The 24,686-nt window shown below is 46.7% G+C and carries 23 protein-coding genes; 13 read left to right on the plus strand and 10 right to left on the minus strand.

The genetic code is table 11. The features are described 5' to 3' along the window. Positions 1-9: 9 nt before the first annotated feature. Both IX95_RS04510 and IX95_RS04515 read right to left on the minus strand, forming a co-directional pair. Positions 10-474, minus strand: a complete 465-nt coding sequence (locus tag IX95_RS04510) for a TRAP transporter small permease (RefSeq protein ID WP_038157192.1) — start codon at positions 472-474, stop codon at positions 10-12. A 101-nt stretch (positions 475-575) separates the two neighbouring features. After that, complete coding sequence (locus tag IX95_RS04515; RefSeq protein ID WP_038157194.1) at positions 576-1,592, minus strand: C4-dicarboxylate TRAP transporter substrate-binding protein; 1,017 nt, start codon at positions 1,590-1,592, stop codon at positions 576-578. 274 nt (positions 1,593-1,866) lie between these two features. Here IX95_RS04515 and IX95_RS04520 point away from each other — a divergent pair, with 274 nt between their 5' ends. The 6 genes from IX95_RS04520 to IX95_RS04545 all read left to right on the plus strand — a co-directional run bounded on the left by IX95_RS04520 (position 1,867) and on the right by IX95_RS04545 (position 7,272). Further along, positions 1,867-2,571, plus strand: a complete 705-nt coding sequence (locus IX95_RS04520; RefSeq protein ID WP_038157196.1) for a glycerophosphodiester phosphodiesterase family protein — start codon at positions 1,867-1,869, stop codon at positions 2,569-2,571. Between the two features lie 8 nt (positions 2,572-2,579). Continuing rightward, complete coding sequence (locus tag IX95_RS04525; protein WP_038157198.1) at positions 2,580-3,341, plus strand: DeoR/GlpR family DNA-binding transcription regulator; 762 nt, start codon at positions 2,580-2,582, stop codon at positions 3,339-3,341. 156 nt (positions 3,342-3,497) lie between these two features. After that, positions 3,498-3,866, plus strand: coding sequence for a hypothetical protein (locus tag IX95_RS04530; RefSeq protein WP_038157199.1), 369 nt, complete (start codon positions 3,498-3,500; stop codon positions 3,864-3,866). Positions 3,867-3,899: 33 nt separating this feature from the next. Then, a complete protein-coding gene (locus IX95_RS25665; protein WP_160174991.1) occupies positions 3,900-6,458 on the plus strand; it encodes a beta strand repeat-containing protein in 2,559 nt (852 codons plus the stop codon). Next, positions 6,382-7,077 (plus strand): choice-of-anchor U domain-containing protein, encoded by a 696-nt coding sequence (locus IX95_RS04540; protein ID WP_038157200.1) that lies wholly within the window; start codon positions 6,382-6,384, stop codon positions 7,075-7,077. Before IX95_RS25665 ends, IX95_RS04540 begins: the two co-directional genes overlap by 77 nt. Before the next feature lie 3 nt (positions 7,078-7,080). Next, positions 7,081-7,272, plus strand: coding sequence for a hypothetical protein (locus tag IX95_RS04545; RefSeq protein ID WP_038157201.1), 192 nt, complete (start codon positions 7,081-7,083; stop codon positions 7,270-7,272). A gap of 30 nt (positions 7,273-7,302) precedes the next feature. On the opposite strand, the gene IX95_RS04550 is transcribed toward IX95_RS04545, so the two are convergent. After that, positions 7,303-8,490 (minus strand): MFS transporter, encoded by a 1,188-nt coding sequence (locus IX95_RS04550; protein ID WP_038157626.1) that lies wholly within the window; start codon positions 8,488-8,490, stop codon positions 7,303-7,305. A gap of 122 nt (positions 8,491-8,612) precedes the next feature. Here IX95_RS04550 and IX95_RS04555 point away from each other — a divergent pair, with 122 nt between their 5' ends. The 4 genes from IX95_RS04555 to IX95_RS04570 all read left to right on the plus strand — a co-directional run bounded on the left by IX95_RS04555 (position 8,613) and on the right by IX95_RS04570 (position 11,378). Continuing rightward, a complete protein-coding gene (locus tag IX95_RS04555; protein WP_038157630.1) occupies positions 8,613-9,494 on the plus strand; it encodes a LysR family transcriptional regulator in 882 nt (293 codons plus the stop codon). A 78-nt stretch (positions 9,495-9,572) separates the two neighbouring features. After that, positions 9,573-9,893 carry a heavy metal-binding domain-containing protein gene (locus tag IX95_RS04560; protein WP_019276990.1) on the plus strand — a complete coding sequence of 107 codons (321 nt, stop codon included), beginning with the start codon at positions 9,573-9,575 and terminating at the stop codon, positions 9,891-9,893. Between the two features lie 63 nt (positions 9,894-9,956). Then, complete coding sequence (locus IX95_RS04565) at positions 9,957-10,415, plus strand: YaiI/YqxD family protein (protein ID WP_006960182.1); 459 nt, start codon at positions 9,957-9,959, stop codon at positions 10,413-10,415. Positions 10,416-10,424: 9 nt separating this feature from the next. Next, a complete protein-coding gene (locus tag IX95_RS04570) occupies positions 10,425-11,378 on the plus strand; it encodes a LysR family transcriptional regulator (protein ID WP_038157202.1) in 954 nt (317 codons plus the stop codon). Positions 11,379-11,426: 48 nt separating this feature from the next. Here IX95_RS04570 and IX95_RS04575 read toward each other — a convergent pair whose 3' ends face one another. The 4 genes from IX95_RS04575 to IX95_RS04590 all read right to left on the minus strand — a co-directional run bounded on the left by IX95_RS04575 (position 11,427) and on the right by IX95_RS04590 (position 13,541). After that, complete coding sequence (locus tag IX95_RS04575) at positions 11,427-11,879, minus strand: copper chaperone PCu(A)C (protein WP_019276988.1); 453 nt, start codon at positions 11,877-11,879, stop codon at positions 11,427-11,429. Beyond that, on the minus strand, positions 11,879-12,478 hold the full coding sequence (locus tag IX95_RS04580) for an SCO family protein (protein ID WP_006960189.1): 600 nt from the start codon (positions 12,476-12,478) through the stop codon (positions 11,879-11,881). Before IX95_RS04580 ends, IX95_RS04575 begins: the two co-directional genes overlap by 1 nt. Continuing rightward, positions 12,475-12,894, minus strand: a complete 420-nt coding sequence (locus tag IX95_RS04585; RefSeq protein ID WP_019276986.1) for a hypothetical protein — start codon at positions 12,892-12,894, stop codon at positions 12,475-12,477. Before IX95_RS04585 ends, IX95_RS04580 begins: the two co-directional genes overlap by 4 nt. 104 nt (positions 12,895-12,998) lie before the next feature. Next, positions 12,999-13,541: a GNAT family N-acetyltransferase gene (locus tag IX95_RS04590; protein WP_021458231.1), complete on the minus strand. Its 543-nt coding sequence runs from the start codon at positions 13,539-13,541 to the stop codon at positions 12,999-13,001. Between the two features lie 230 nt (positions 13,542-13,771). Between IX95_RS04590 and IX95_RS04595 the strand changes: the two genes are divergently transcribed. Beyond that, the gene (locus IX95_RS04595) at positions 13,772-15,049 is read left to right on the plus strand and encodes an HD-GYP domain-containing protein (protein ID WP_006960194.1); all 1,278 of its coding nucleotides are present in this window, start codon (positions 13,772-13,774) and stop codon (positions 15,047-15,049) included. Between the two features lie 29 nt (positions 15,050-15,078). Here the strand turns inward: IX95_RS04595 and IX95_RS04600 are convergent, their stop codons facing one another. Next, positions 15,079-15,732: a DUF2057 family protein gene (locus IX95_RS04600; protein ID WP_038157203.1), complete on the minus strand. Its 654-nt coding sequence runs from the start codon at positions 15,730-15,732 to the stop codon at positions 15,079-15,081. A 502-nt stretch (positions 15,733-16,234) separates the two neighbouring features. Between IX95_RS04600 and IX95_RS04605 the strand changes: the two genes are divergently transcribed. Together IX95_RS04605 and IX95_RS04610 are read left to right on the plus strand one after the other, a co-directional pair. Further along, positions 16,235-17,632 (plus strand): tryptophanase, encoded by a 1,398-nt coding sequence (locus IX95_RS04605; RefSeq protein WP_038157205.1) that lies wholly within the window; start codon positions 16,235-16,237, stop codon positions 17,630-17,632. A gap of 412 nt (positions 17,633-18,044) precedes the next feature. Then, positions 18,045-20,573 carry a glycosyl hydrolase family 18 protein gene (locus IX95_RS04610; RefSeq protein WP_038157208.1) on the plus strand — a complete coding sequence of 843 codons (2,529 nt, stop codon included), beginning with the start codon at positions 18,045-18,047 and terminating at the stop codon, positions 20,571-20,573. 72 nt (positions 20,574-20,645) lie between these two features. Here the strand turns inward: IX95_RS04610 and IX95_RS04615 are convergent, their stop codons facing one another. Together IX95_RS04615 and IX95_RS04620 are read right to left on the minus strand one after the other, a co-directional pair. Continuing rightward, the gene (locus IX95_RS04615) at positions 20,646-22,760 is read right to left on the minus strand and encodes a type I secretion system permease/ATPase (protein ID WP_038157211.1); all 2,115 of its coding nucleotides are present in this window, start codon (positions 22,758-22,760) and stop codon (positions 20,646-20,648) included. An 11-nt stretch (positions 22,761-22,771) separates the two neighbouring features. Next, the gene (locus IX95_RS04620; RefSeq protein ID WP_038157214.1) at positions 22,772-24,682 is read right to left on the minus strand and encodes a bifunctional diguanylate cyclase/phosphodiesterase; all 1,911 of its coding nucleotides are present in this window, start codon (positions 24,680-24,682) and stop codon (positions 22,772-22,774) included. Between the last annotated feature and the right edge of the window lie 4 nt (positions 24,683-24,686).

The following is a 24,686-nucleotide window of genomic DNA, read 5'->3' on the forward strand; positions in this document are numbered from 1 at the left end:
CGACAGAACCTATTTATGTGAACGCTTAAGTAACGCGACGTCATCCACAATGAACTTCACTGTGTGAATAGCCATAAGAACAAAACAAAGTACCAGTACACCATTAATGGCGAAGTACGATAGGCCCATTACAGGCGTGACTTTGTTAGAAAGCATCAGGTATTGATAGCTCAGAATCGTCATCAAGATATTGAGGGCCAGTAAGAACACGGACACACCGAGCTTAAATGCAGGTTTCGCTTTGCTTGGCAGCATAGCGACCATGACGTCGACGCCCATATGCAGCTTGTGCTTGTAACAAGAGCTGATACCTAAATAGACCGCCCAGATAAAGCAGATCACAGACAGCTCTTCGCTCCAAGGGACGACAAAGCCAAACCCGTAACGTAAAACGACGTTCACAATCACAACCAGTACCGTGATTGAAATAGCAATCGAAGCGAGGAACTCTTCAATATTTCTTAGTAAAAACAAAAAATCTTCTCCGGTAAATTACCTACTAACCATAGATAATTTACGAACAATGCGGCCTGAAAAACATCAAGCCGCATCTAGGTTAGTTAGTGTTTTGTTAGTTATTGAGCTGCACGAATCGTTTCTAGCTCTTGCATGATCTTAGCGTGGATGCCTTCGCTCCATTCAGGGAACTGGTTGTAGACATCAGCCGTTAGCTGGTTGAACTCGTCAGAGTCGACTTCGTTAAACGTTACGCCAAGTTCTTCCAGTTTCTGGGTGTATTCCGTATCTAGCTTGATCAGCTCAGAGGTGTTTGAAATCGCGCCCGCTTCCAGCTCTTCGTTAATGATTTGCTGCTGCTCTGGAGTGAACTTGTCCCATAACACAGGAGAAATATAGATGCCGACTGTGCCAAGGAAGTGCTTAGTGAGTGACATGTTCTTCGCGACTTCATAGATCTTAGTCGAGTACATCGTCAGAATAGAACCTTCCAGACCGTCAACCACACCTTGCTGAACACCCGCGTAAGTTTCTGGGAATGGCAGAGAAGCTGGTGCTGCGCCCATCGCAGATAGCGTGCTAATGAACAGTTGGCTCTGTGGTACGCGAATACGCATGCCTTTCATATCTGCAGAGTTCACGATCTCTTTGTTGGTGATCATGTGGCGGAAGCCGAACATGTAATCTGCATTCAGTACTTTAATGCCTTTTTCTTCTGCTTTCGCTTTTAGCCCGGCGACAAACTCTGTGTCCATCATTGCTAGGTATTCATCGTACGTGTTGTAAAGCATTGGCCCGGCAAGCGCCGCGAAGTCTGGCACGTAGTCACCTAGGTAGGTTAAATCTTCGACCGCGATCCAGTTTGCACCGTTCACAACTTGCTCGAGGTTATCTTTGTATACAGGTAGCTGCCCACCTGGGAATACTTTGATGTTTACTGAACCGTCAGTACGTTCACGGATTTTGTCTGTTGCCTTAATGAGCTCCTTGGTCAGCAACTCATTTTGCGTAAATACCAGGCTCATGTTGATATTGATTGGATCAGCAGTTGCCTCAGCTTCAGGCTTTTTCGATTCACCACAACCTACTAAAAGTAGCGCTGCCGCTGTAATTACCGCACCTAATAGCTTTTTCATTTGTCAGTACCTTATTGATGGCTGTTTTATAAAAATTAGAGAGTGATATGTAATATTTGTAGAGTATGCGAGTGAATTATTACACTCATATGAATATTTTAATTATTAATATGAACATATTTTGAATGAGATCTCACAATTGTTTAGTAACATTAACCATTGCCGATGATGTCATTTTTCAGCTAAATTAAAGGCTAGAACGTTATAGATAATAAAACTGTAATAAAACCAATCTATTGTCGCTTGGTTTTCAAATGAACATTGAGAGTACACTATGATTACAGGCCATCGCGGTGCGGCATCGTTAGCACCAGAGAATACTTTGGTGAGCATTGAACACGCAGCTAAGTCAGGTGCCCTATGGGTAGAAATCGATACCCAACTCAGCGCAGACAACGTTCCAGTTATCATTCACGATAAGACAGTTGATCGTTGTACCAACGGCAAAGGTAAAGTATCAGACCTTGATACTAAGGCGCTTAAAGCACTTGATGCAGGGAGTTGGTTCGGTGCATCGTTCGAAGGAATATCCATTCCCACTCTCGAAGAGGCGTTGGATAAATGTGTCGAACTCGGGCTCACGCTGAATCTTGAGTTGAAAACCTATGATGACAAAACCATCGACACCCTGGTCGAGCAAGTGGTTAAGGTAGTGAAGCAGAAAAACTACCCGCTGGATAAGCTGCTTTTATCAAGTTTTAGCAAAGAGGCACTGGCCATTTGCCAAGCGCAGATACCAGAAGTAAGGCGCGGATTCATCTGTGAAGTGTGGAATGATTTTAGCTTAGAGTCGTTGCAAGACTTGGACTTGTTCAGCATCCACATTGATCACAAAATTCTTGATGCTAAGATTGCGAAGTCGATTAAAAACGCGGGTTTGGTGTTAAAGATCTGGACGTTGAATGCTCCAGACAAAGCACAGGCGTTTTACGATTTGGGTGTGGATTACATCATCACGGATAAGCCAGACGAATTTTAGTAGGAACTATGGAACTGAACCAACGTCAAAAACAGATTCTCGCGACCCTTAAAGTGGATCAGGATGTTCAGATCGACCAGTTAGCCGAGTTGTTTTCAGTGACCACGCAAACCATTCGGCGCGATGTAAACAACTTGTGCGAACAAGGGCTAGCGCGTCGAGTTCACGGTGGGGTCAGTTTGCCTGCTACCTTAACAAACACCAGCTATCGCTTTCGTTCAGAGGTGGAGTCGACCACCAAAGATGACATCGCCATGGCGGTCGCGGAAGCCATTCCAGACGGTGCGACCGTGATGATGGGTATTGGTACTACGGTTACACGCATTGCTCAGTTCCTTCTGGGTAAAACCACCTTACGTGTGGTCACCAATAACCTGCAAGTCGCAAAAATTTTAGAAGCTAACCAAAACATCGAAGTCTACCTTGCCGGCGGCTTGTTTCGCCGTGAGCATCAAGATCTGGTGGGAAGTAGTGTAGTTCACTTCTTCGATGGCTTTGAAGCCGATATCGGCCTATGCGGTTGTGCATCGGTGACAAGCAGTCACTTCGCAATGGAGCACGAGAAGTTAGAGTCGGACTTGTCTCAATCCATCATACGTAACAGTCGCCAAACTTGGCTGGTGGCGGATGCCACTAAATGGGAGCGCACTACTGCGATCAAGGTTGCGCCTCTTGCTCACTTTGAGTGTATTTACACCAATAAAGATCACCTACCCAATGAGTTGAATGTTAAAGTCATTCCAAGTGCTCTATCGCCAAGCAAAGAATAAGAACTCTTCAGGTATTTCAAGAACGTACGCCTAAATGCTAGCCCTGTTTATCGACTATTATTAATAGATATGTCTATACATGGAAGGGAAGCGATTTAGCTAATAGTCAGATATTAGCTATGTATTCCGTATCCAGATAATACAGGGATTTAGTGAATGAAGGGCAGGTGCAGAAAAAGGCGATACTTTGGCTTTGGGTTTAGCCTTTATTTCTTACCACTATTTGCTATGGCAGGGCTTAGCCAAACAATAGATTTTACGCTGACGGGTAGCTATGATGTGGGGGATACAAGATTTGCCATCAGCGCAACGGCAACCTCTGGTTTAACGGTCAGTTTTGCCTCCTCCACCCCTTCTGTCTGTACGATTTCAGGTCCTTATGTTGCGATTGGCGCTACGGGGACCTGTACTATTGTTGCTTCACAGGCTGGTGATGGTACTTACGATCCAGCGCCGGATGTCTCTCAGTCAACCACGATAGCTAAAGATACGCAAAGTATTCTCTTCCCTAACCCCGGCCCGTAAAATCTGGCAGATAGCTCATTAACATTATCGGCAGTGACCACGGCCAATTTAAGTGTCACATTTGGCTCTAATACGACCAGTGTCTGTACTGTTTCTGGCACAACAGTGAGCTTTGTGACCAGCGGTCTGTGTACTGTCTACGCTGACCAAGCGGGTGACAGTAACAATAACGCCGCCAATCGGGTCACACTGTCATTGTACATTGACAATGATACCGATGGAGATGGCGTGATCGACCAGTTGGATGCGTTCGTCAATGATGCCAGTGAATCGTTCGACGTCGATAGTGATGGGACAGGGAATAACGCTGATACGAATGATGCCGGTGACTGGGATCTTAGTTTTAATAGCCAGGGTTGGTTGGTCACCACTACTGAAGCGAATGAAGACTATACCTATCAAAATGGAGTGGATGTCACGTCGACAGACGGGATTATTGCGGCGGGTCAAAATGAGATTAATGCAGGGGGATTCAGTGGCCAGTTTGGCACGGTTATCTCGGTCAACTCAGATGGAACGCTCAACACAAGCTTTGATGGTGACGGTAAGCTTCAATTCAGTTCGACTTCCTGTACTACTGGGTGTAACGAAATTCTTGGCAATGTCTTCGTCGCTAACGATGGTAGTTATGTGGCGATAAGCCGAGAGGGTAATTCCTCTGAAGCTAGGTTGGTCAATATTGACTCGACCGGCAGCCTGACCAGTGCTTTTTCTTCTGGTATCTATACTTTACCAGCTCAGTTTCCAATCGGGATACTACCGCTCAGTGATGGTGGTTTTGTGGTTGGCAGCACTAATGGCAGCGTGCCCATCTCAACAATTTATTTCACTCGCTTTAAAAGTGATCTGACGGTGGATACCAGCTTTGGTACCGCAGGATCTGCGGATGTGCGGCCAACGGGCTTTGTCGCCGTGACGTCGGTTGCTGTAGCCGAAACAACCAATTACCTATTTACCATTCTTCAGCAAAATAACGGTTCTCGCTATCTTGTCCGGTTAAACAAAACGGATGGTAGCGTCGATACCAGTTTTGTTCATTTAGGTGTAACAGGCCTTAACCCCAACGTATTTGGTACCATTTACGCTATGTTAGGCACTGCAGACAACAAAATCCTTTTTGCCAACTCTGCGTCGCAAGTCATCGCCATGGATGAGGATGGCGATATTGCTGAAAGCTTTGGTGATGGGGGAATACAGACACTCAATCAGACGCTGCAGACCGCTGATCTTGTGAAAAGCAGCGATGGGCGCATTGTTGTTTCTGGCTATGATTCAAATGGTGATCTTCATGTTGCTCGTTTGAAGAGTGACGGGAGCTTAGATACCTACTTTGGTGGCAATGGCCAGATTAAACTCGACCCAGGTAACGATAGGTTCATTACCAGAGATATGGTGCTGGACAGTGACAATGATATCGTGATTGCTGGTTATGCGGAGATGACAGATACCACTGAGCAGGCGCTATTCGTAAAGTTGATTAATGACCTTGATACCGATGGTGATGGCATTAGTGATCTTGTTGATACAGATGACGATGGCGACGGCGTCAATGATAGCAGCGATGCCTTCCCACTCGATGCTTCTGAAACTACTGACACGGATGGTGACGGTACAGGGAATAATGCCGACACGGACGACGATGGCGATGGCGTCAATGACAGCAGCGACGCCTTCCCACTAGATGCTTCTGAAACTACTGACACGGATGGTGATGGTACGAGCAACAACGCTGATACAGATGATGATGGCGATGGCGTCAATGATAGTAGTGATGCGTTCCCACTCGATGCCTCTGAAACTACTGACACGGATGGTGATGGTGATGGTGACGGCGTTGATGACGTTAATGATGCCTTTCCACTGGATGCTTCAGAGACCAAAGATACTGATGGAGATGGCATCGGAGACAATGCCGATAAGACAAACCAGACTATCAACTTTGCTGCAATCAGCCCTCAAGCTTTATCGGCCAGCACTCTGGCTATCAGCGCGACAGCAACCTCTGGGCTATCCGTCAGCTTTTCCTCCTCAACATCAGCCATATGCACTGTGACAAATGCTGTGGTGACGCTAGTCGCATCAGGCACATGTACTATAGTCGCGAGTCAGTCAGGAGATACCAACTATGAAGCAGCGAATGATGTGAACGTCAGTTTTGATATCTTGGATGATGCGGCTTTGAGTTCTCGTATTGTCTTGAGCCAAGGAAGTGGTTCAGTTTCCGTATTTTTTGCAGATCAAGGAACAGCAGTGCTAACGGCCCAAGTGGACAGCGCTAGCAGTACTGCGGGTTACAGTTTTGTCTGGAGCCAAACAGACGTTGACCTTGAGCCCAGTGAAGGTCTCAATAGCGAAACCTTCAGCTTTGATCCTCAAGGACATGTCGGTAGCCATGAGTTGAGTGTTGTGGTGACCGATCCTGTCGGGACAACGGTCACTATTAGCAGGGAAATTAGTATTCGCTCGACACTGCCGACCTTGAGTGCGTTAACAGACAGTGATGGGGATGGGAACGATGATCTCAGCGAAGGCTTCCGCGCAGATTGTACTGCGACTGAGTTCTGCTATTCCCGCAAACGCGATTTATCGTAAGTATATTGAATCAAAAGGGTGGTTTACGTTTGTCGAGGATGCAAATAACTCGCTTGCCAGTGCGGCGAGCGTGAGTGACGATTGCCCCGCGCCGGGTAATGCCAGTTTCAAAAGCGGTTTGAATCAAGGGGATGACTGCATTCAGCTCACGATTGAAGATGGTGGTCCTAATGACGCCGATGGTAAGGTCAATGGTATTGTCAGCGACCCAGGTGGCATCGCTGTTGCCTCGACGACGCCAGAAGTCAGCATTGCGGTGGTTAGTAATAACGCCAATACCTTTAGTCGTAACGACCAAGAACAAGTGGTATTACGCTTGAAAGTCACAGCCAGTTTGGCAGGTGCCCAATTGGATAGTTTACAAATATCCTCATCGGGTGATCTGAATGAGCAAACTGATTTGAGTTTGGTCGCGCTTTATCAAGATACCGATGCCAATGGCGAGGGTGATACCCTGCTTGCCAGTGGTATCTACCTTCAAGATGACGGTCAGCTTGAATTCACTCTATCCACTCCTTTGCAATTGAGCTCGGGTGATACACATCTGGTCATCACCTATCAATTCAAACAGTGCCCTACGGGGCTGGCGAGTTGCGATACCACAACGGAACGGAGGTAACTCATGATAAGGAAAGTCGTACACGGTGTTGTCGTAGTGCTTGCCGTTTTTGCATTGTCTGGCTGTAGTGATGCTCCAGAGTCGAATGAGTTTGAGCTATCTGTCTCGGATATCAAGATCAGCGAAACCAGTAGCAGCGTACAGCTAGACGTCGATGTGAGTGCTGCCAAGAGCAGCACTCTAAAATTGAAGTAATTGAACGAGATAAACTCTGGATCAGCGACTTTAGTTTACTTCTGCGCCCTGACATGTTGTTTCACGCTTATCGAGCAAACCGCTGAATTGGGTGAGAAGTAGGGCAATGATGACAATCAAAGCGCCGACCCAAGGTGTATTCATTAGGCCATGTTTTGCAACGATTAATCCTCCTCCCCATGAGCCTAAAGCGATGCCGACGTTAAACGCCGCTATGTTAAGTCCAGAGGCGACATCAACCGCATCAGGCGTATGTTTTTCTGCCAGATTAACCACGTAAACTTGTAACCCAGGGACGTTACCAAAGGCGAATGCCCCCCAGATTAGAATCGTAATAACAGCACTAACAGGATGGTAAGCCGCAAGGTTGAAGACAAACAGAATCATCGCAAGACCAATAAAAATGGCGGTCAGTGCTTTGACAGGGCCAAGTTTATCGGCCATTTTGCCTCCCCAGATATTGCCAATGGCAACGGAAACACCATACACCAACATGATTAACCCTATGGTCCCAGAGCTAAATCCAGAAACGTTTTCCAGTATAGGGGCGAGATAAGTGAAAGCAGTAAAAGTTCCTCCATATCCAAGTGCCGTAATCGCATAAACCAGTAGCAACCTAGGTTCGGTAAGAACCTTTAGCTGGGCTGAAATTTTGGTTGCTGGTGGCTGTTTGAGATTGGCAGGAATTAACAGGGCACTGCCAAGCAAGGCAATGACGCCAAGAATAGCCACGGTGAGAAATGTCGCCTGCCATCCAAATGCTTGCCCGATATAGGTGCCAAGAGGAACACCGGTAACCAAAGCAACGGTAAGGCCTGTAAACATGATCGCGATAGCGCTGGCGGCTTTTTCTTTGCTGACCAGTCCTGTAGCAACAGTAGAACCGATGGAAAAGAAAACACCATGAGCCAGTCCGGTCAGGATGCGAGCGATGATCAGAGTTTCATAACTCGGAGCTTGCCACGCGAGTACATTCCCTAAAACAAACAAGCTCATTACGGACAATAGAACCTTTTTTCTTGGCCAGTTGCCAGTAAGCGCAGTTATGACGGGAGCTCCAATTGCCACGCCAAGCGCATATAAGCTAACCAATAAGCCAGCGGAAGGTAGGGATACTGCAAGGTCGCTTGCCATAGTCGGAATTAATCCGACGATAACAAACTCAGTAGTGCCGATAGCAAAGGCACTGAGGGTTAAAGCAAAAAGTGCAATTGGCATAATAAATTCCAATAATGATGTCGTGGCTGCCATTATTGAAAATCTTTTATTTGTTAAAAATGGTGATTTTATCAAATTACTTTTGCTATAAATAAAGGTAATTGGATTTAATGGACGAAGACATGCGCACACGTTCAGATGAGTTAGAAATGCTACTCGCGGTTGTCGATAGCGGCGGGTTTTCAGCGGCAGCTGAAATGTTAAACATACAAGTTGCCAGAATTTCACGTGCGGTAAGCAAGGTGGAGAAACAGCTAGGTGTTTCGATATTGAACCGAACAACAAGGCGGGTAGAGTTAACCCAAGAAGGTCGGACTTTTGTTGACTCTGTGCGTAAGGGTCTTCACATTATTCATCAGGCTGAAGAAGATCTGATTTCTGGAAGCGAACGTCCTAGAGGCAAGTTACGAGTGGATGCCGCCAGTCCATTTGTTTTCCATCAGCTTGTACCGCTGATACAGTCATTCAAAGGTACTTATCCAGAGATTGAGTTGGAAATAACCTCTAACGAAGGTTTTGTTGATTTGCTCGAGCAGCGCACCGATGTCGCTATCCGTATCGGACAACTAAAAGATTCAACATTGCATGCACGTCCTCTAGGTAAAAGTGATCTCTTCATCGTTGCTTCTCCCCAGTATCTGGAATCTGCTGGTGCGCCCCGTACAACGTCAGAATTACAGTCGCATCAATTGATAGGTTTTACATCACCTAAAGTGCTTAACCAATGGCCGCTAAAAGGTGTTGATGTCATAGAGCCAGATATCACGTCGAGTAATGGTGAAACGGTTCGGCAGTTGGCATTGGCATCTAATGGTATTGCCTGTTTGTCTGGCTTTATGGTTCGCGAAGATATTAAACAAGGTAGGCTGGTATCTTTGCTTGATGATGCTAAGCGTCTTGATACTGGTCGAGAGCAGGTGAGTGCTGTGTACTACAAATCTTCAGCAGTGGCACGGCGAATCTCCGCGTTTATCGACTTTATTCAGCCGAAGTTAACCTTGTAGCAAGATTAGTTTGTGAGCGCAGTGTTTGACTAAACCCACTGCTAATATGGATAACAGTGATTCAAAAGGAGAAAGATTATGATTAAAACAACGACTTCAGTAGTTGAAGGCCGACCTGTACAAGATTATTTAGGTGTTGTGGTTGGTGAAGCTATCTTAGGGGCAAACATTTTTAAAGATATGTTCGGCGCAATTCGAGATGTCGTCGGTGGCCGCTCTGGCGCCTATGAAAGAGAGATGGGCCGAGCTCGTGAGATAGCTTTTGCTGAAATGGAAGAGCGGGCACGTGAGCTGGGTGCCGATGGTATTGTGGGGATCGACATAGATTACGAAGTGATTGGCAGTGGCGGCAGCATGATGATGGTGAGCGTCAGTGGTACCGCGGTGAAATTCAAATAAGGCTATTCAGCAAGGCGCTTTTGCGGTGTAATGGCGCCAATTGCAGATTTAGGAAAGTAATAGATGAAAATTTGGGTTGATGCAGACGCGTGTCCGGTAGTTATCAGAGACATTCTTTTTCGAGCCTCTGAGCGCACTGGCGTGGAAGTCACTCTAGTGGCTAACCAGTTTATCCGGACTCCTGCTTCTCCAAAAGTCACCATGCTACAAGTTCAGGCTGGCTTTGACGTCGCAGATAATGAGATTGTTCAGCGCTGTGAAGCTGGCGATCTGGTGATCACCAGCGATATCCCATTGGCCGATGAGATCATCACCAAAGGCGGCCACGTGTTGAGTTCTCGTGGGGAGCAGTTTACCAAAGAGAACATAAAGTCACGCCTCAATATCCGTGATTTTATGGAAACCATGCGCAGTAGTGGTGTCCAAACAGGTGGCCCAGCACCGCTGAACCAAGCGGACCGACAGCAATTTGCTAACCATTTAGACAAATGGTTAGTGCAGTGGCAAAGGGCGCAAAAATAGGAGGAGTGGATGTCCTTGGTTAACCAGTTAGCGCTGTTTATTGATGTGGTGCAGCAAGGCTCCTTTACCAAAGCTGCAACCTTACACAATATGGACAACTCATCGTTGTCAAAACAGATCAAAAAACTGGAAGTAGAACTAGGCGTGCAGCTTCTTAATCGCTCAACGCGCTCCTTTTCCCTAACGCCAGCGGGTGAAGAAATTCTCGAGCAGGCACATAATCTGGTTGGGACTTTAGGGCATGTTCACTCCATCGCAGACTCTTATCAGGCAAGGCCGAAAGGACGCATACGCATTACCGCACCTTTGCATATTGGCCAGCACTACCTTCAGCCCGTGATTACGCAATTTATGCGCAGTTATCCAGAGGTGGAAATTAACCTGCAAATGGATGATAAGCGTTCAGATATTATTTCTGATCACTTTGATGTCGCATTTCGCCTTGGTCGGCTAGAAGATTCGAGTTTGATTGCAAAGAAAATCGCTGACATCAGGCCGGTGATTTTGGCGTCTGAAAGCTTTATCGATCAGCACGGAGAACCTCAGACTCCTGAGGAGCTAATGAGCTTGCCTTCTGTCGTCTATAGTAATGGGCCATTAACCGTAGATACGGCACGTATTAGTGAAGTACCGGGTGGCAGTACGTTCATAAATCACAAAATGACGGGTAAATACAAGGTCAATGATGTGCTGACTTTATTGGCGGCCGTCCAAGATGGGCTTGGCTATGCCATGATTTCATCCTCCAACCTATACCGCCCAGTTGCTGAGATGAATCTGAAACCGATCCTGACGCATTACACTCTATGTAATCGCGGCCTGGCCCTATATGCTCTGTACCCACATCGTAAGCAAACGGCGCTGGTTAGAGAGTTTATTTCTGCGGTGCAGGCACATATTGGTACACCACCAATCTGGGAAAAGCAGGTGGACAACTTTGCTCACCTCTACCCAACTCGCTAAAGAGTGAACAATAAAAAGCCCAGCGAAGGCCGGGCTAATCAACAAAACTTAGTGATGATGTTTGTGGCTCATTCCACTCATGACTTTCTTGATGGGTGCTGAGACAGTCTGCTCCTCACCGTTTGCGAAGGTCAGTTTCACATCAATGCTCTCACCTTCGACCAGCGGCTTTTTCAGGTCAAATAACATAATGTGTAGGCTACCTGGTTTTAGCTCGACCATGCCATTGGCTGGCACAGTAATTTGCTCTACCTGACGCATTTTCATGACATCGCCATCTTTAATCACATCATGCAGCTCAACTTTGCCTGCAGCGTCTGTACTGGCTGATACGATAACGCGGTCTTTTGCGCTGTGGTTCATGATTTCGGTGAACACAGCACTAGTGGCTGCACTCGGTGGTGTCGCACGGGCATAGGTATGGGATAGCATGATGTCTGAAGCAGCGTGAGCAAGTGGGCTAAGTGCGATAGATGCTAAAATGAGGGCTTTTAACTTCATTAGGATTTTCCTTGTGACGTAAGTGTTTTCATCGCTTCAACCAAAGGAGCCGGTGTCAGCGTGTGTGGCACTTTAGTAATTAATGTGCCATCTGGTTTTAGGAAATAAAAATAGGAGCTGTGGTCAAGGGTGTATTTCAGCTCCGAGTTTTCTAATTTGGTCTTACGGAATATAACGCCGTATTTATGTGCCAAAGGTGTGGTGACATCGAGTGGCGCGGACAAGCCTTCAATCATTGGATGGAAGTACTGGGCGTATTTGTATGAGTCTGCCGCGGCATCACGTTCAGGATCGAGCGAAACAAACATAGGCCTGAAGTGAGATTTTACTTCATCATCCACCTGATTCAGCGCGCCTGCTAACATGGCTAGCGAGGTTGGGCAGACATCTGGACAACGTGTGAATCCAAAGTAAACGATGCGTACGCGAGAGTCTTGTTGATCGAAGATTTTGACCGGTTTGTCGTTTTCACCGAACAGGACGACTTCTTTACTGGTTGCAGCAGGAGCTTCGGTCGTTGGCTGTGAATCCAGATACGCTTTCACGCCAAAGCCTAGTGCAAACGCGGCAACTAAAATTAAAGACCAGTTCTTACTCATTGTTCCATCCTAATCGAGGTGCTCACACTGTGTTGGCCATCAGTGAGTTCGCCAACCCAAGTCATGGCATCAGTCGTACATACCGGCAGAATAACCTGGCCTGTAAACTGACCTGTTGAGCTTTTATTGAGTTTAAATACGGCGGTACCCATTTCCATCTCGTGGCCTTCCAAAGTCAGTAACAGACTTTCCTGTTGAGCTTCGGGCCAGTCGACGACGATTTCAGTGGGTACCAATGGCTGACTGATGTCGCGATCAACTTTTATACGAACATCGTTGCTTTCACAAGCTTCAGTAGTGAGTAAGCAATATTCTGACAAAGGTTTGACTTGGGAACGGGTTTTAAACCACTGGTAAATGTCACCGGCAAAGAAGCCTGCACCAAGCGTTACGACGACCAAGAGCAGCTTTAACATTGAAGACACGGTGTTCTCTCTTTGATTCTAAAGCCGCAATCCTAGCACCAAGTGAGTCTAAATACCTCAGCCAACAAATAAATCTGTGCTTGGAATCAATCTACTCAATGATGGGTGTTCTGGCGATGAATTCCATAGACAGCATGATCCAGAATTCGATCTCCAACTTTCTCCTTATTGGTAATGATACCCTCTAGGGTCATACCTACGCGCTCGGCGACTCGTCGGCTCGGTAGGTTATCTTTGGCGGCAGATAGCTGGACCTTCTCCATCTGGTATTCATTAAACGCAATATCAATCAATTTGTTCACCACGCGCGTAATGATGCCTTTGCCTTGCTGGTGTTGCGATAACCAGTAACCAATCTCGACAGTTTTTGTGTCGTAATTAATTGTGTTGAAGCTGCAGTTTCCTACGATGTTGCTGTTATAGATGATCGCACAGGTCATTGATTTCCCATCTGCATATTCATGTAATACACGCTGAACGAACATACGGAAGTCTTGCTCAGACTGGCAGTAGGGAGGCCAAGTTAACCATTGTGATAAATATTCCGTTTGAGTGGATACTAATTCACTGTATTGAGTGGCAAATGATTCCTGAACAAGAGCGAGTTCGAGTTCAGAGTCGATAGAGATTGTGAACATAAGGAACCTAAACAAGTTGAATATGAAGAGCTAACTTAACAGAGTAAGACTGGTATGACCATAAACACTTGTTGCAAAAAACATTTTCCATGTAGCACGGGATTCACCCAAGACGTTATGCAAATCACAATTATATAAATAGTCTTAAATAATTTGTGGTTTTTATGAAAGGAAATCGTTTAGCCTTGCAGCCCTAAAATAAGAAAAATTAGTCAGTTAGGTTATTACTAATGGATGAGCCGCTTGATAACGTAAGCGTAGATTTACGTCAGGTGCTATTTGAAATCGCTTCAGCCCTCGATGCAGTCGGGATCGATGATATAAATCACGGTCACCGAGTTGCATACATTGCTTATCAATGTGCTAAACGAATGGGGTGGGAGGAAGAGCAGGCTCAAATCGCTTTTTCCCTGGGATTGATCCATGATTGCGGTGTTTCGCAGTCTAATGAGCGTTCCTACCTATTCAAGTCGATGGCTCCGGAGAACACCAAAAAGCATTGTATTAAAGGTTATGGGCTGTTGAGCGCTTGCCCGCCTCTGGCTGGATTAGCATTGCCAGTTCTGTATCATCATACCTGGTGGGAGCAGCTGAGCGGCGAAACCAGAGCTTCAGAAAACGATAAACTACTCGCCGGATTGCTATTCATCTCTGATCGGGTTGACTATCTCTACTCACGTTTTTACCCAGACCAATACGGCAATATCACTGAGAACAACAAAAAGTCGATCATCGGGGAATTGACCGCGAATGCTGGGATCTTGTTTGAGCCTAATATGGTTCAGCACATGTGTGAGTTGATAGACAACGATGACTTCTGGTTTTCAATGGAATCTCGCTATATCGAGACAATGGCAAGTCGCTTTCCGTCGGTGCCTTTCTTTTCATCTCGATTGGGATTGGAAGACACGATTGCTGTAGCGGAATTCTTTGCCCAGATTGTCGATGCAAAAAGCACTTTCACGTTTCAGCACTCTCGTCATGTTGCGGAGTTAACGTCATTTCTGGGTAAACAACTGGGGTACTCGACCAAAGCACAACGAATGTTGTATCTGGCAGGGTTAGTGCACGATATTGGAAAACTGAAAACTCCGGTCGCGGTTTTGCATAAACCTGCAGAGCTGACGGATGAAGAGTATGCGTGCATAAAGCGCCATGCGACCGATACCCGTCACGCATTGACCAATATGTTTCGCTCTAGCCAAGTTATTGATTGGGCTTCGAATCACCATGAAAGGCTGGATGGGTCTGGTTACCCGTTAGGGAAAACAGCCAAAGATCTCGATCAACCAAGCCGAATTGTGGCCATTGCCGATGTGTTTCAGGCTCTGACTCAATCACGTCCTTATCGACAAGGCGTGTCACTTGAGGAAACAATGCAAATACTGCAGGAATTGGTAGATGAATCGAAACTGGATTCTGTCGTGTTTGAGTGTCTGATGGAGAACGATCTTGAGTGCTATCAGATTTCAACAGGTCACCCTGCCATAGAAAAAGCCAGCGCTTAATGCGCTGGCTTTTGGCTTATTGAGCTTGATTACTTTTCCAGTAAGAACTGTTTGAAGCGCGCCTGTGTTTCCGCGTCGGCTTTGTTATACCAGAAATGCAGCATCTCCTCGGCAGTCGAGTCGCCTTTGACGCCTTCTTTGGTGACTTTAGCAGGTAGAGTTACTGGTTGTACCGTGGCGCCAATAGCGGCGGCAGAGACAGCTGCAACACCACCTCGGCGGTTGTAATCTGCCAGTTCAATCTGGAAGTTTCGGCCGATCTGCATACCGTCTTTTACGAGCTTATCCTGCGTAACTGCTAGAGCGCTGCCACTTGCAGTTGTAAGCTGCCAGTCGACATTTTTAATCTTCTTCTCCGCTTCGTGTTGATCGCGGTATTTAGGCATATCGAATGTCAGTTCAGTATCGTTGGTATCAAACGTGGCAATAATGGGATCGCTTTCAAGAATAATACGGTCATTACCTTGCGTGAAGTATGGCTGGTAGCGGAACAAAATTTGGTTTTCGCCGTCAGGTAAAGTCAGCGTTTTGTTTGCTGAAAAGAAGCCACCAGAGAGCTCTGGTTTTGCGTCGTTCGCAACCAATACATCCACAGTGTCTGGGACGGTAATGGTTACTTCAGCCGCCGCCATACCGCTGATGCTTAATGCAACGGCGGCCAATAATGTTGTTTTGATTTTCATGACTTGATCCATTTGATTTGGTTAGCCAACACTTTGCCTAGCAAGTCCAGATATTTCAATTAGATGAATGTCAAAGTGATAAGATTTCACGGAAACTTAACTTTCAGTGATGAAAAACCACTAACTAAGCGCAAGCTAAGTGTGACAGGTGTTTAAGGGTACGGATGACCTATTTTGCTAAGGTTTATTAAATAATGATTTTGGGGTGTGTGATTTATAAATTTTGAGTGACATTTCACGGTAAATAGGTGAGATCACGACTATATTGATGGTTATGTCTATAACCTACGAGAAGGATAACGCTATGAACTGCATTTGGATGCAAGACAGCCGTTTTGTGTTGTCGTCATGGTACAACTTAGACTTTTGCCTATCGCTTTTGAGCAAAGAATCCCCTTCGCTTTGATTTCCTAGGTGCACTCGCACCATCTATTCGCAATTTGACGCTTTAAATCCGATGCAGATTGTCTGCAGGGATCGATCTATCTATAGGAAATTAAATATGAAACGCATTCCAGAACCCTTTCGCATTAAAATGGTTGAACCGATCAAAATGACCACTTATCAAGACCGAGTTGCTGCGCTTGACGAAGCCGGTCTGAACCCTTTCTTGTTAAAAAGTGATGATGTCTATATTGACCTTCTGACTGACTCGGGCACAGGTGCGATGAGCGACAACCAGTGGGCTGGTTTGATGATGGGGGACGAGTCTTACGCAGGGAGTCGCAACTATTACAATCTTTGTCAGGCTGTAGAGCACTTTTTTGGCTATAAGCTAACGGTACCCGCTCACCAAGGTCGCGGGGCGGAGCAAATTCTATTCCCGGCATTGATTGAGCGTATGCGCAGTGTTCGCGGCGGGACGGAGCCAGTTTTCATCTCCAACTATCACTTTGATACCACGGCGGGGCATATTGAGTTAAATGGGGGCAAGGCCATTAATGTCGTCGACAGACATGCTTTCGATACGACGACCCCGTATGACTGGAAAGGAGATTTCGACCTCGACAAACTTAAAGCCACTATTGAGCAGTATGGCGCGCATAACATTTGCGCCATTATCACCACAGTGACTTGCAATAGTTCTGGCGGTCAGCCCGTATCTATGGCTAACATGCGTGCGGTTTATGAGTTGGCAAGCAAGAATGACATCCCTGTTGTTATCGATTCTGCACGCTATTGTGAAAACGCCTATTTCATTAAACAGCGTGAGGAGGGATATCAGGATAAGTCGATCCTCGAAATCATCCGAGAGATGTATCAATACGGTGATATGCTGACTATGTCCGCTAAGAAGGACCCTATGGTCAATATTGGTGGCCTGTGCTGTATTCGTGATCACCAAGAGCTGTTCCAAGCCGTACAAACGCGTTGTGTGCCAATGGAAGGGTTTGTCACTTATGGCGGTATGGCAGGGCGAGACATGGAAGCGTTGGCTCGTGGCCTTTATGAAGGTGCAGACGAAGATTACCTCCACTATAGGATCAGTCAGGTGCAATATCTTGGTGAGCGTCTGCGTGAAGGGGGCATTCCCATTCAGTATCCAACAGGTGGGCACGCAGTGTTTGTCGATGCAGCGAAGATTCTTCCTCACATTCCACCAGAAGAGTTTCCAGCCCATGTTTTGTGTAATGCCCTATACCTTGAAGCCGGTGTTCGAGCGGTCGAGATTGGTTCGTTGCTACTAGGGCGTGATCCGGAAACAGGCAAGCAAAAACCGTCGGAATTGGAACTGATGCGTCTGACCATTCCTCGTCGCGTGTATACCAATGATCACATGGATTACATAGCCGATGCGATCATTGCGCTCAAAGAGCGTGCTCACGAACTTAAAGGTTTAACGTTTGAGTACGAACCACCTGTGCTACGTCATTTCACGGCGCGATTTAAGTCCAAATAATCCTTAATTAAAACTTGCCTCCTAAAATTTTTAGGGGGCAGTATTTTGTAATAGCAATCCTCTAATATTTGGTATCTCATTCTTTAAATTATTGACAGATAAGTATGTTTTTCGGCTTGGTGGTATTTTATAAATTATGGGTCGAAATCCAATTTGTAATGTAACAGACCTCGTATATACAACTATTTTCTGATCTTGCCTCGAAAACAACCTTTATTTTTTTCATCAAAAAAAAAGTCTCTCAAATACTGAAAGTGATGTTCTTCACGACGTATCCGTAGAACAGCGAATACCGATCCTCGATAAGTCTTTCGGCTCAATACTTGGCCAGCAGGCAGTTAAACGCGGCTTACGATGATAGGTATCACTTCCCAACTTTCGGGTAAATGTACAAGGAATGAGAGAAATAGGTATGAATCGTATAACTTTGTGCGCCGCTAGTATCGCTTTGGCGCTATCCGGCACCGCGATGGCTGCACCAACAGCCCCTAGTATTGATGTTTACGGCTCAAACAATCTTCAGTTCTCGAAGATTGAGTTAGCAATGGAAACCACTTCTGGCTACAACGACATGGTGAAATATTTCGATGAAGCGGATATCACCATTAAATTTAATCAGTGGAGTGGCACAACGGGGGACACCTACAAGGTTTACTTTGACGGTGCTCAGGTAGCAACCGGAGACATTACCGGTAGCCAGACCACAGCAAGCTTCAAATATGCAAATGGCGGTCGTTATCAAATGACGATTGAAGCGTGTGACGCAAGCGGTTGTAGCACGAGTGCGCCTGCTGAAATTGTGGTTGCTGACACCGATGGTGCTCACCTTGCACCGCTGGCGATGAATGTTGATCCAAACAACAAGAGTTACAACACGGACCCTAACACGGTCGTTGGTACTTACTTTGTTGAGTGGGGTATCTATGGCCGTGACTTTACGGTAGACAATATTCCTGCCGATAACCTGACCCATATTCTATACGGCTTTATTCCAATTTGTGGCCCGAACGAATCAGTGAAATCAGTCGGTGGTAACAGCTACAACGCACTGATGACCGCATGCAAAGGGGTTCCAGACTATGAAGTCGTGATTCATGACCCATGGGCGGCTTATCAGAAGAGCTTCCCTCAAGCGGGCCATGAGTACAGCTCTCCTATCAAAGGCAACTACGCGATGCTTATGGCGCTTAAGCAACGCAATCCAGACCTGAAAATCATCCCTTCCATTGGTGGCTGGACGTTATCAGACCCATTCTTTGACTTTACTACCAAAGCGAACCGAGACACCTTTGTCGCTTCTGTTAAGCGCTTCCTGACGACGTGGAAGTTCTATGATGGTGTGGACATTGACTGGGAATTCCCAGGTGGCGGCGGTGCTGCTCCTGATTTAGGAGACCCTGTGAATGATGGCCCAGCTTATATTGCGCTAATGCAAGAGCTTCGCGCTATGCTTGACCAGCTGGAAGCGGACACCGGCAGAACGTATGAGCTTACGTCAGCAATCGGTGTGGGTTACGACAAAATTGAAGATGTGAACTACGGGGATGCAGTTCAGTACATGGATTACATCTTTGCCATGACGTATGACTTCTACGGCGGTTGGAACAATGTTCCTGGTCATCAGACGGCACTGTACTGCGGTACATTCATGCGCCCAGGTCAGTGTGATGGCTCTGGCGTAGATGAAAATGGCGAAGCGTATAAAGGTCCTGCTTACACCACGGACAACGGTATTCAGCTTCTTCTAGCACAAGGTGTTCCTGCGAATAAACTCGTTGTGGGTACTGCCATGTATGGTCGTGGTTGGGAAGGTGTGACACCTGATACGCTAACCGATCCTAACGACCCAATGACAGGCACAGGTACGGGTAAGCTGAAAGGCAGCACAGCACAAGGTGTCTGGGAAGATGGTGTGATTGATTATAAAGGCGTGAAATCCTTTATGCTTGGCGCGGACAATACTGGCATCAACGGTTTTGAATATGGCTACGACGCGCAAGCTGAAGCACCTTGGGTTTGGAATCGCTCTACAGGTCAGCTGATTACGTTTGACGATGACCGATCTGTGAAAGCGAAAGGTGCATATGTACGTGATTTAGGCCTTGCCGGTCTATTCTCTTGGGAGATTGACGCTGATAACGGTGACATTCTCAATGCTATGCATGAAGGGCTAGCTGGTGGAACACCAGCGAATCGAGCTCCAGTTGCTGCAGCGGGCGCAGATGTTTCAGTGACAGGTCCAGCATCGGTTGTATTGGATGGCAGCAACTCAAGCGACTCGGATGGCAGTGTTGCAAGCTATGCGTGGGAACAGCTCTCAGGTACTAGCGTTTCACTAACAGGAGCAAACACTGCACAGGCGAGCTTCGATGTGGCAGAAGTTGCTCAGACTGAAACGCTTACTTTCAAATTGACTGTGACGGACAATGAAGGGGCTACGGGTACCGACACTGTGGTAGTGACAGTACAGGCGAAAGACACTGGCCCTGTAAACACTGCGCCAGTTGCGGCAGTATCAGCGCCTGCAACAGCGAATGCTGGAGACGTGGTGGTGGTTGACGCTTCTGGTTCTAGTGATGCAGATAATGACACACTAACGTACAGCTGGGATGTGCCTGCTGGACTTAATGCTACCATAAATGGCGCAACGGTGACGTTCACGGCTTCTGAGTATACGCAAGACACTTCATTGCTATTTACTGTAACAGTCAGCGATGCTCAAGCGACGTCTTCTGCTTCAGCGACTGTCGTTGTAGCGAAGAAAGATACTGGTGGTGGTACATGTACCAACGCTTGGGATTCTGGCGCAGTATACAATGGTGGTGACCAAGTGACTTGGGATGGTAAAGTCTGGGAAGCGAAGTGGTGGACACAAGGTGATGATCCAGCTCAATCTGGTCAGTGGGGTGTATGGAAAGAAGTTGGCCCAGCAAACTGCTAATCTAGGCAACTCTTCTTATCATAGATAAAGAAAAGCCGCTCAATATTGAGCGGCTTTATTGTTTCTGTCAGTTTAGTTAGCGGCTCTGACTTTGCCTTGCTTAAGACTGTTGAGTACTTCAGTTTTAGGCCCATCAGCGATGACGCAGCCTTTCTCCATCACTATGACTCGATCTACCACATCTAGCATAGATGTTTTATGCGTAATCAAGATCAGCGTTTCCGATGGCTTTAGTTGCGCTAACTGTTGCTTGATGTGCATTTCAGAGCGGTTATCCATAGCACTGGTTGGCTCATCCATTAACAGCACTGGTGGGCGACCAAGGAAGGCGCGTGCAATGGTAACGGCTTGACGTTGACCACCGGAAAGCAATAAGCCTCCTTCACCGACCTGACGTTCTAGACCTGCTGGGTCCTGCTGAGTAAATACGGTCACACCAGCGCGGTTAGCCGCATCCATCACATCACGATCGTCGGCCAATGGGCGACCCAAAGTAATGTTATCGCGAATGGAGCCATAGAAGAGCTGGCTGTCTTGTGGCACGCAGCCAATGTTGCGTCGGATGTCGATGTGATGCAGCTGCTCGATATCGGTATCATCGATACGAACATGGCCTTCCGTCGGTTTAAACAATCCAAGGATCAAACGCTCAAGCGTAGTTTTACCTGAGCCAATTCGACCAATGATAGCGACTTTTTCACCAGGATTGATGGTAATGCTCAGGTCTCGAATAGAAGCTATCGGCGAGTCAGGATAGTGGAAGGTGACCTTATCCAATTCAATCTTACCGTGAACAATTGGACGGTGAATATAGCGCTTCCCTTCCTCCTGCTCATCCGGCATTTCCATGACTTGCTCGATGATAGTCATTGAAGATTTGGCTTGGTTGTATCGCGTAGATAGCAAAGAAAGTTGAACCATAGGACCAATGGCTCGACCACTCAACATGGTTGCTGCAATCAGGCCACCCATGGTGAGGTCACCTTCTGCAATCAAGTACACGCCAAGAATGATCATCCCAACATTGGATGCCTGCTGAACGAAGCCTGCAGTGTTCTGAATGCCATCTGTGATACGACGGCTTTTGATGTTCCAGTTTGCCATGTGAGCGACTGCTTCCTCCCAGCGGAACTGGAATTGGCTTTGCGCACCAAATAGCTTGACGGTTTCTAGCCCTGACAGACTCTCAATCAGGTTAGCGTACTTTTGTGAGGCTAGGCGTGAACCCTCTTCAATTGTGCGTCGCAAAGGTCCCTGAATCAGCGCAGAGTAGATGATCAGGATCAGCACGCCTGCAATTGGAACCAGAACAAGGTTACCCGCCATTAGCCAGATTAAAACAAGGAATAGCAGCGCAAAAGGCAAATCAATCAGTGAGCCAATGGTGGCTGAAGTGAAGAACTCACGAATGGACTCAAACTCTTGCAAATGACGAGCGAACGCACCAACCGATGGTGGCCTCGCTTCCATTCGAATGCCAAGCACTTTGCTAAACAGCTTGGAAGAGATCAGAATATCGGATTTTTTGCCTGCCACGTCGATAAAGTAGCTGCGCATTATCTTGAGTGTCAGATCAAACAGGAAGATGACAAAGATACCGCTTGCCAGCACCCACAAGGTTTCGAAGGCGAGGTTAGGCACTACCTTGTCATACACCAAACGGGTAAACATTGGTGCTGCAACGGCAAACAGGTTAATCAGAATAGAAGCGATCAACACGTCACGATAGATGTTCTTCGACTGCCAAATCGTGCTCCAGAACCAGTGCCCTTCACGGGTTTTGAGGACTTCAGGAGAACGTTCGTCATAACGGAACTGCTTCTTAACCAGAAAGTAACGGCCAATGTAGAGTTCTTCGAGCTCTTCAATAGGAATAGCAATCGGCACCAAACCAGATTCGCCCGTGACGATTTCTGCTTCCTGTTTGTCACTGTTGATAGTGTTAAGCACGCACGCATCACCACTTTTTAGCAGTAAGACCACAGGCAAAACTAAATCCGAAATATCTTCGAGCTTGGAACGGTTTTCTTTTGCGACCAGACCTGCTCGCTCAGCCGAGCGAGGGAATAAAAATGGTGTCAGCTTGCCTTCAGTTAGAGGCAAGCCATTTATCAAGGCTTCCGGCGAATTAGCCAGACCGTAATAGCGGCTGACGTAAATCAGCGAATTTAATAAAGGATCCTGCATCTATAACCTTTTTACTTATCGACAATAAAGCCTTGGAAGACATCAATAAAGTGCTCAGACAAGAAATCCAACTGGGTTTGTGTCTCAACTCGGGATGCGATGGTTTTGATACCAAGGTTATGCGCGGTACGTGAGATAGAAGTCAGGGTGAATTTCTGCTTCTCATCATCTAGATGGTGCGTATATAGATAATCGAGTTTCACGTAAGCCGGACGGAACTCATTGATGTAGTCGAGAGACTGGAAGTTACGTCCATAGTTATCAACACCAAATTCTGATCCCGCATTACGCACGGCATTGCAGAAAAGAGCAGTGTGGTGAGGTGTATTAACGAAACAGCTTTCAGGAATTTCGAAGTGCAGTTGGTGTGCGACCGATTTGTGGCGGTTGAGCATTTGAGTGATCCAGCGAATAAAGCTTGGTTGAGCGATACTGCTTTGCGACACGTTGATCGCGATGGGCTCGGAAAACTCCCCATTCTCTAAACGTTCCACAATGGCTTTGATGACATACTCATCGAAAAGATGGCTGGCATTAAGTTGCTCAAGGGCAAATAAGTATTGGTTGGCGCTAAAACGCTCACCGTTTTTCTCAATCGCAGAGAATACTTCACGATGATAGGTTTTTCCCCAACCGTCATTGGCTGCCTGGAAGCGGAACTGGAACCAGTCATTGCTCATTGCTTCTTCAACAAGCGTCTTCCATTGCTGTTTACCCATCAAGTTCTCAGAGTTGTCGCCAGTGACGTAGCCATAGGTTATCTCTGGGTCAGACTTAGCCGTCGCCAAGGCATTATCTAGCATGGTGAGTACTTCAGATGCACTCTTAGTTGCTTCGCTGTAGACCACACCAAGCGATAAGTTCGACGTCGCCATGCCTGTAGGGTCAGCATTGATATCTTGAACGTAAGTAACAATGCTATCGGATACGAGTTTAAGGTCCGCTTCATCCATATTCGGTAAGATGAAGCCGAACTCAGCAGAAGAAATACGAGCAAGCGTAACATCCGGCGAAGTTAGAGAAACTTTAAGGTGATCAGCCAGTTCTCGTACCATGCCATCACTGGCTTCGTAGCCTTTCTCTTCATATAGCTCATGGATAAAACTGGCTTCCAGAATTGCCACACCGCCAAAGCCACCTTCGCCAAGCCAAGAGTTCAATTGGCTCATATAGTAAGCTCGGTTACCCAGCCCAGATACTGGGTCGATGTAGGCACGTTCACGAAGTTGTTGAGCTTCTTTGGCTTGCGCTTTGAAGGACTTTTCTACCTGAGCAGACATGCTATTGATACCATCTACGACATAGATCAGATCTCTTGTGGTTGGTCGCGGTAATGGATCACCAAACTGGTTACGAGCTACTTGCTCCATTTTCTCTACGATGAGTTGAAGAGGGCGAAGTGCACGCTTAAGGATGAAGGCGATGGCCAGAAGCCCGATAGTGAAAATCAGACTGAAAGCAATGACCAGACGTTCGAAAGCCTTCCACAACTGGGTGTAGGCATCCCCAGTGTGGCTGACGATCTCAACTTCAGCCAATTGCATCCACCCACTGGTGACGACTCGGCGATCGTGAATTTTCTCAAACAGGTGCAGGCTGGTGAACCAATCAGGTACATCCAAAGGTTTGACTGGGTATGAGCGTAGGATTTCTTCGCCGTTGTCTAAGAAGATTAGTCGGACAACCGAATAACTACTGCCATCGAACAGGGCGTTAATAACAGACTCCACCGCGACATGATCCTTGTTCTCCAAATATGGAGCCAAAGCCAAGCCGACTGTGTTGATGGTATTGTTCACTTCTGAGCGCTGCTGCTGCACTAAGTTGTTGCGCGTGGTATTAAATTCAATGATGAAGACCGAGGCCATCAGCATCAAAAATACAGCAATCATTCCCGCGACAAGCTGTTTATATAAAGTCATATTG

Origin of the sequence: Vibrio sp. B183, from assembly GCF_000740665.1 — a bacterium.
Classification (GTDB): Bacteria; Pseudomonadota; Gammaproteobacteria; order Enterobacterales; family Vibrionaceae; genus Vibrio; species Vibrio coralliilyticus.

Bases quoted from the DNA above. Each gene is read 5' to 3' on its own strand.
- IX95_RS04570 (WP_038157202.1), top strand. From the start codon at position 10,425: ATGTCCTTGGTTAACCAGTTAGCGCTGTTTATTGATGTGGTGCAGCAA.
- IX95_RS04515 (WP_038157194.1), bottom strand. From the start codon at position 1,592: ATGAAAAAGCTATTAGGTGCGGTAATTACAGCGGCAGCGCTACTTTTA.
- IX95_RS04605 (WP_038157205.1), top strand. From the start codon at position 16,235: ATGAAACGCATTCCAGAACCCTTTCGCATTAAAATGGTTGAACCGATC.
- IX95_RS04545 (WP_038157201.1), top strand. From the start codon at position 7,081: ATGATAAGGAAAGTCGTACACGGTGTTGTCGTAGTGCTTGCCGTTTTT.
- IX95_RS04610 (WP_038157208.1), top strand. From the start codon at position 18,045: ATGAATCGTATAACTTTGTGCGCCGCTAGTATCGCTTTGGCGCTATCC.
- IX95_RS04590 (WP_021458231.1), bottom strand. From the start codon at position 13,541: ATGTTCACAATCTCTATCGACTCTGAACTCGAACTCGCTCTTGTTCAG.
- IX95_RS04560 (WP_019276990.1), top strand. From the start codon at position 9,573: ATGATTAAAACAACGACTTCAGTAGTTGAAGGCCGACCTGTACAAGAT.
- IX95_RS04540 (WP_038157200.1), top strand. From the start codon at position 6,382: ATGATCTCAGCGAAGGCTTCCGCGCAGATTGTACTGCGACTGAGTTCT.
- IX95_RS04575 (WP_019276988.1), bottom strand. From the start codon at position 11,879: ATGAAGTTAAAAGCCCTCATTTTAGCATCTATCGCACTTAGCCCACTT.
- IX95_RS04565 (WP_006960182.1), top strand. From the start codon at position 9,957: ATGAAAATTTGGGTTGATGCAGACGCGTGTCCGGTAGTTATCAGAGAC.
- IX95_RS04580 (WP_006960189.1), bottom strand. From the start codon at position 12,478: ATGAGTAAGAACTGGTCTTTAATTTTAGTTGCCGCGTTTGCACTAGGC.
- IX95_RS04595 (WP_006960194.1), top strand. From the start codon at position 13,772: ATGGATGAGCCGCTTGATAACGTAAGCGTAGATTTACGTCAGGTGCTA.
- IX95_RS04600 (WP_038157203.1), bottom strand. From the start codon at position 15,732: ATGAAAATCAAAACAACATTATTGGCCGCCGTTGCATTAAGCATCAGC.
- IX95_RS04615 (WP_038157211.1), bottom strand. From the start codon at position 22,760: ATGCAGGATCCTTTATTAAATTCGCTGATTTACGTCAGCCGCTATTAC.
- IX95_RS04530 (WP_038157199.1), top strand. From the start codon at position 3,498: ATGAAGGGCAGGTGCAGAAAAAGGCGATACTTTGGCTTTGGGTTTAGC.
- IX95_RS04520 (WP_038157196.1), top strand. From the start codon at position 1,867: ATGATTACAGGCCATCGCGGTGCGGCATCGTTAGCACCAGAGAATACT.
- IX95_RS04550 (WP_038157626.1), bottom strand. From the start codon at position 8,490: ATGCCAATTGCACTTTTTGCTTTAACCCTCAGTGCCTTTGCTATCGGC.
- IX95_RS04555 (WP_038157630.1), top strand. From the start codon at position 8,613: ATGCGCACACGTTCAGATGAGTTAGAAATGCTACTCGCGGTTGTCGAT.
- IX95_RS04620 (WP_038157214.1), bottom strand. From the start codon at position 24,682: ATGACTTTATATAAACAGCTTGTCGCGGGAATGATTGCTGTATTTTTG.
- IX95_RS04525 (WP_038157198.1), top strand. From the start codon at position 2,580: ATGGAACTGAACCAACGTCAAAAACAGATTCTCGCGACCCTTAAAGTG.
- IX95_RS04585 (WP_019276986.1), bottom strand. From the start codon at position 12,894: ATGTTAAAGCTGCTCTTGGTCGTCGTAACGCTTGGTGCAGGCTTCTTT.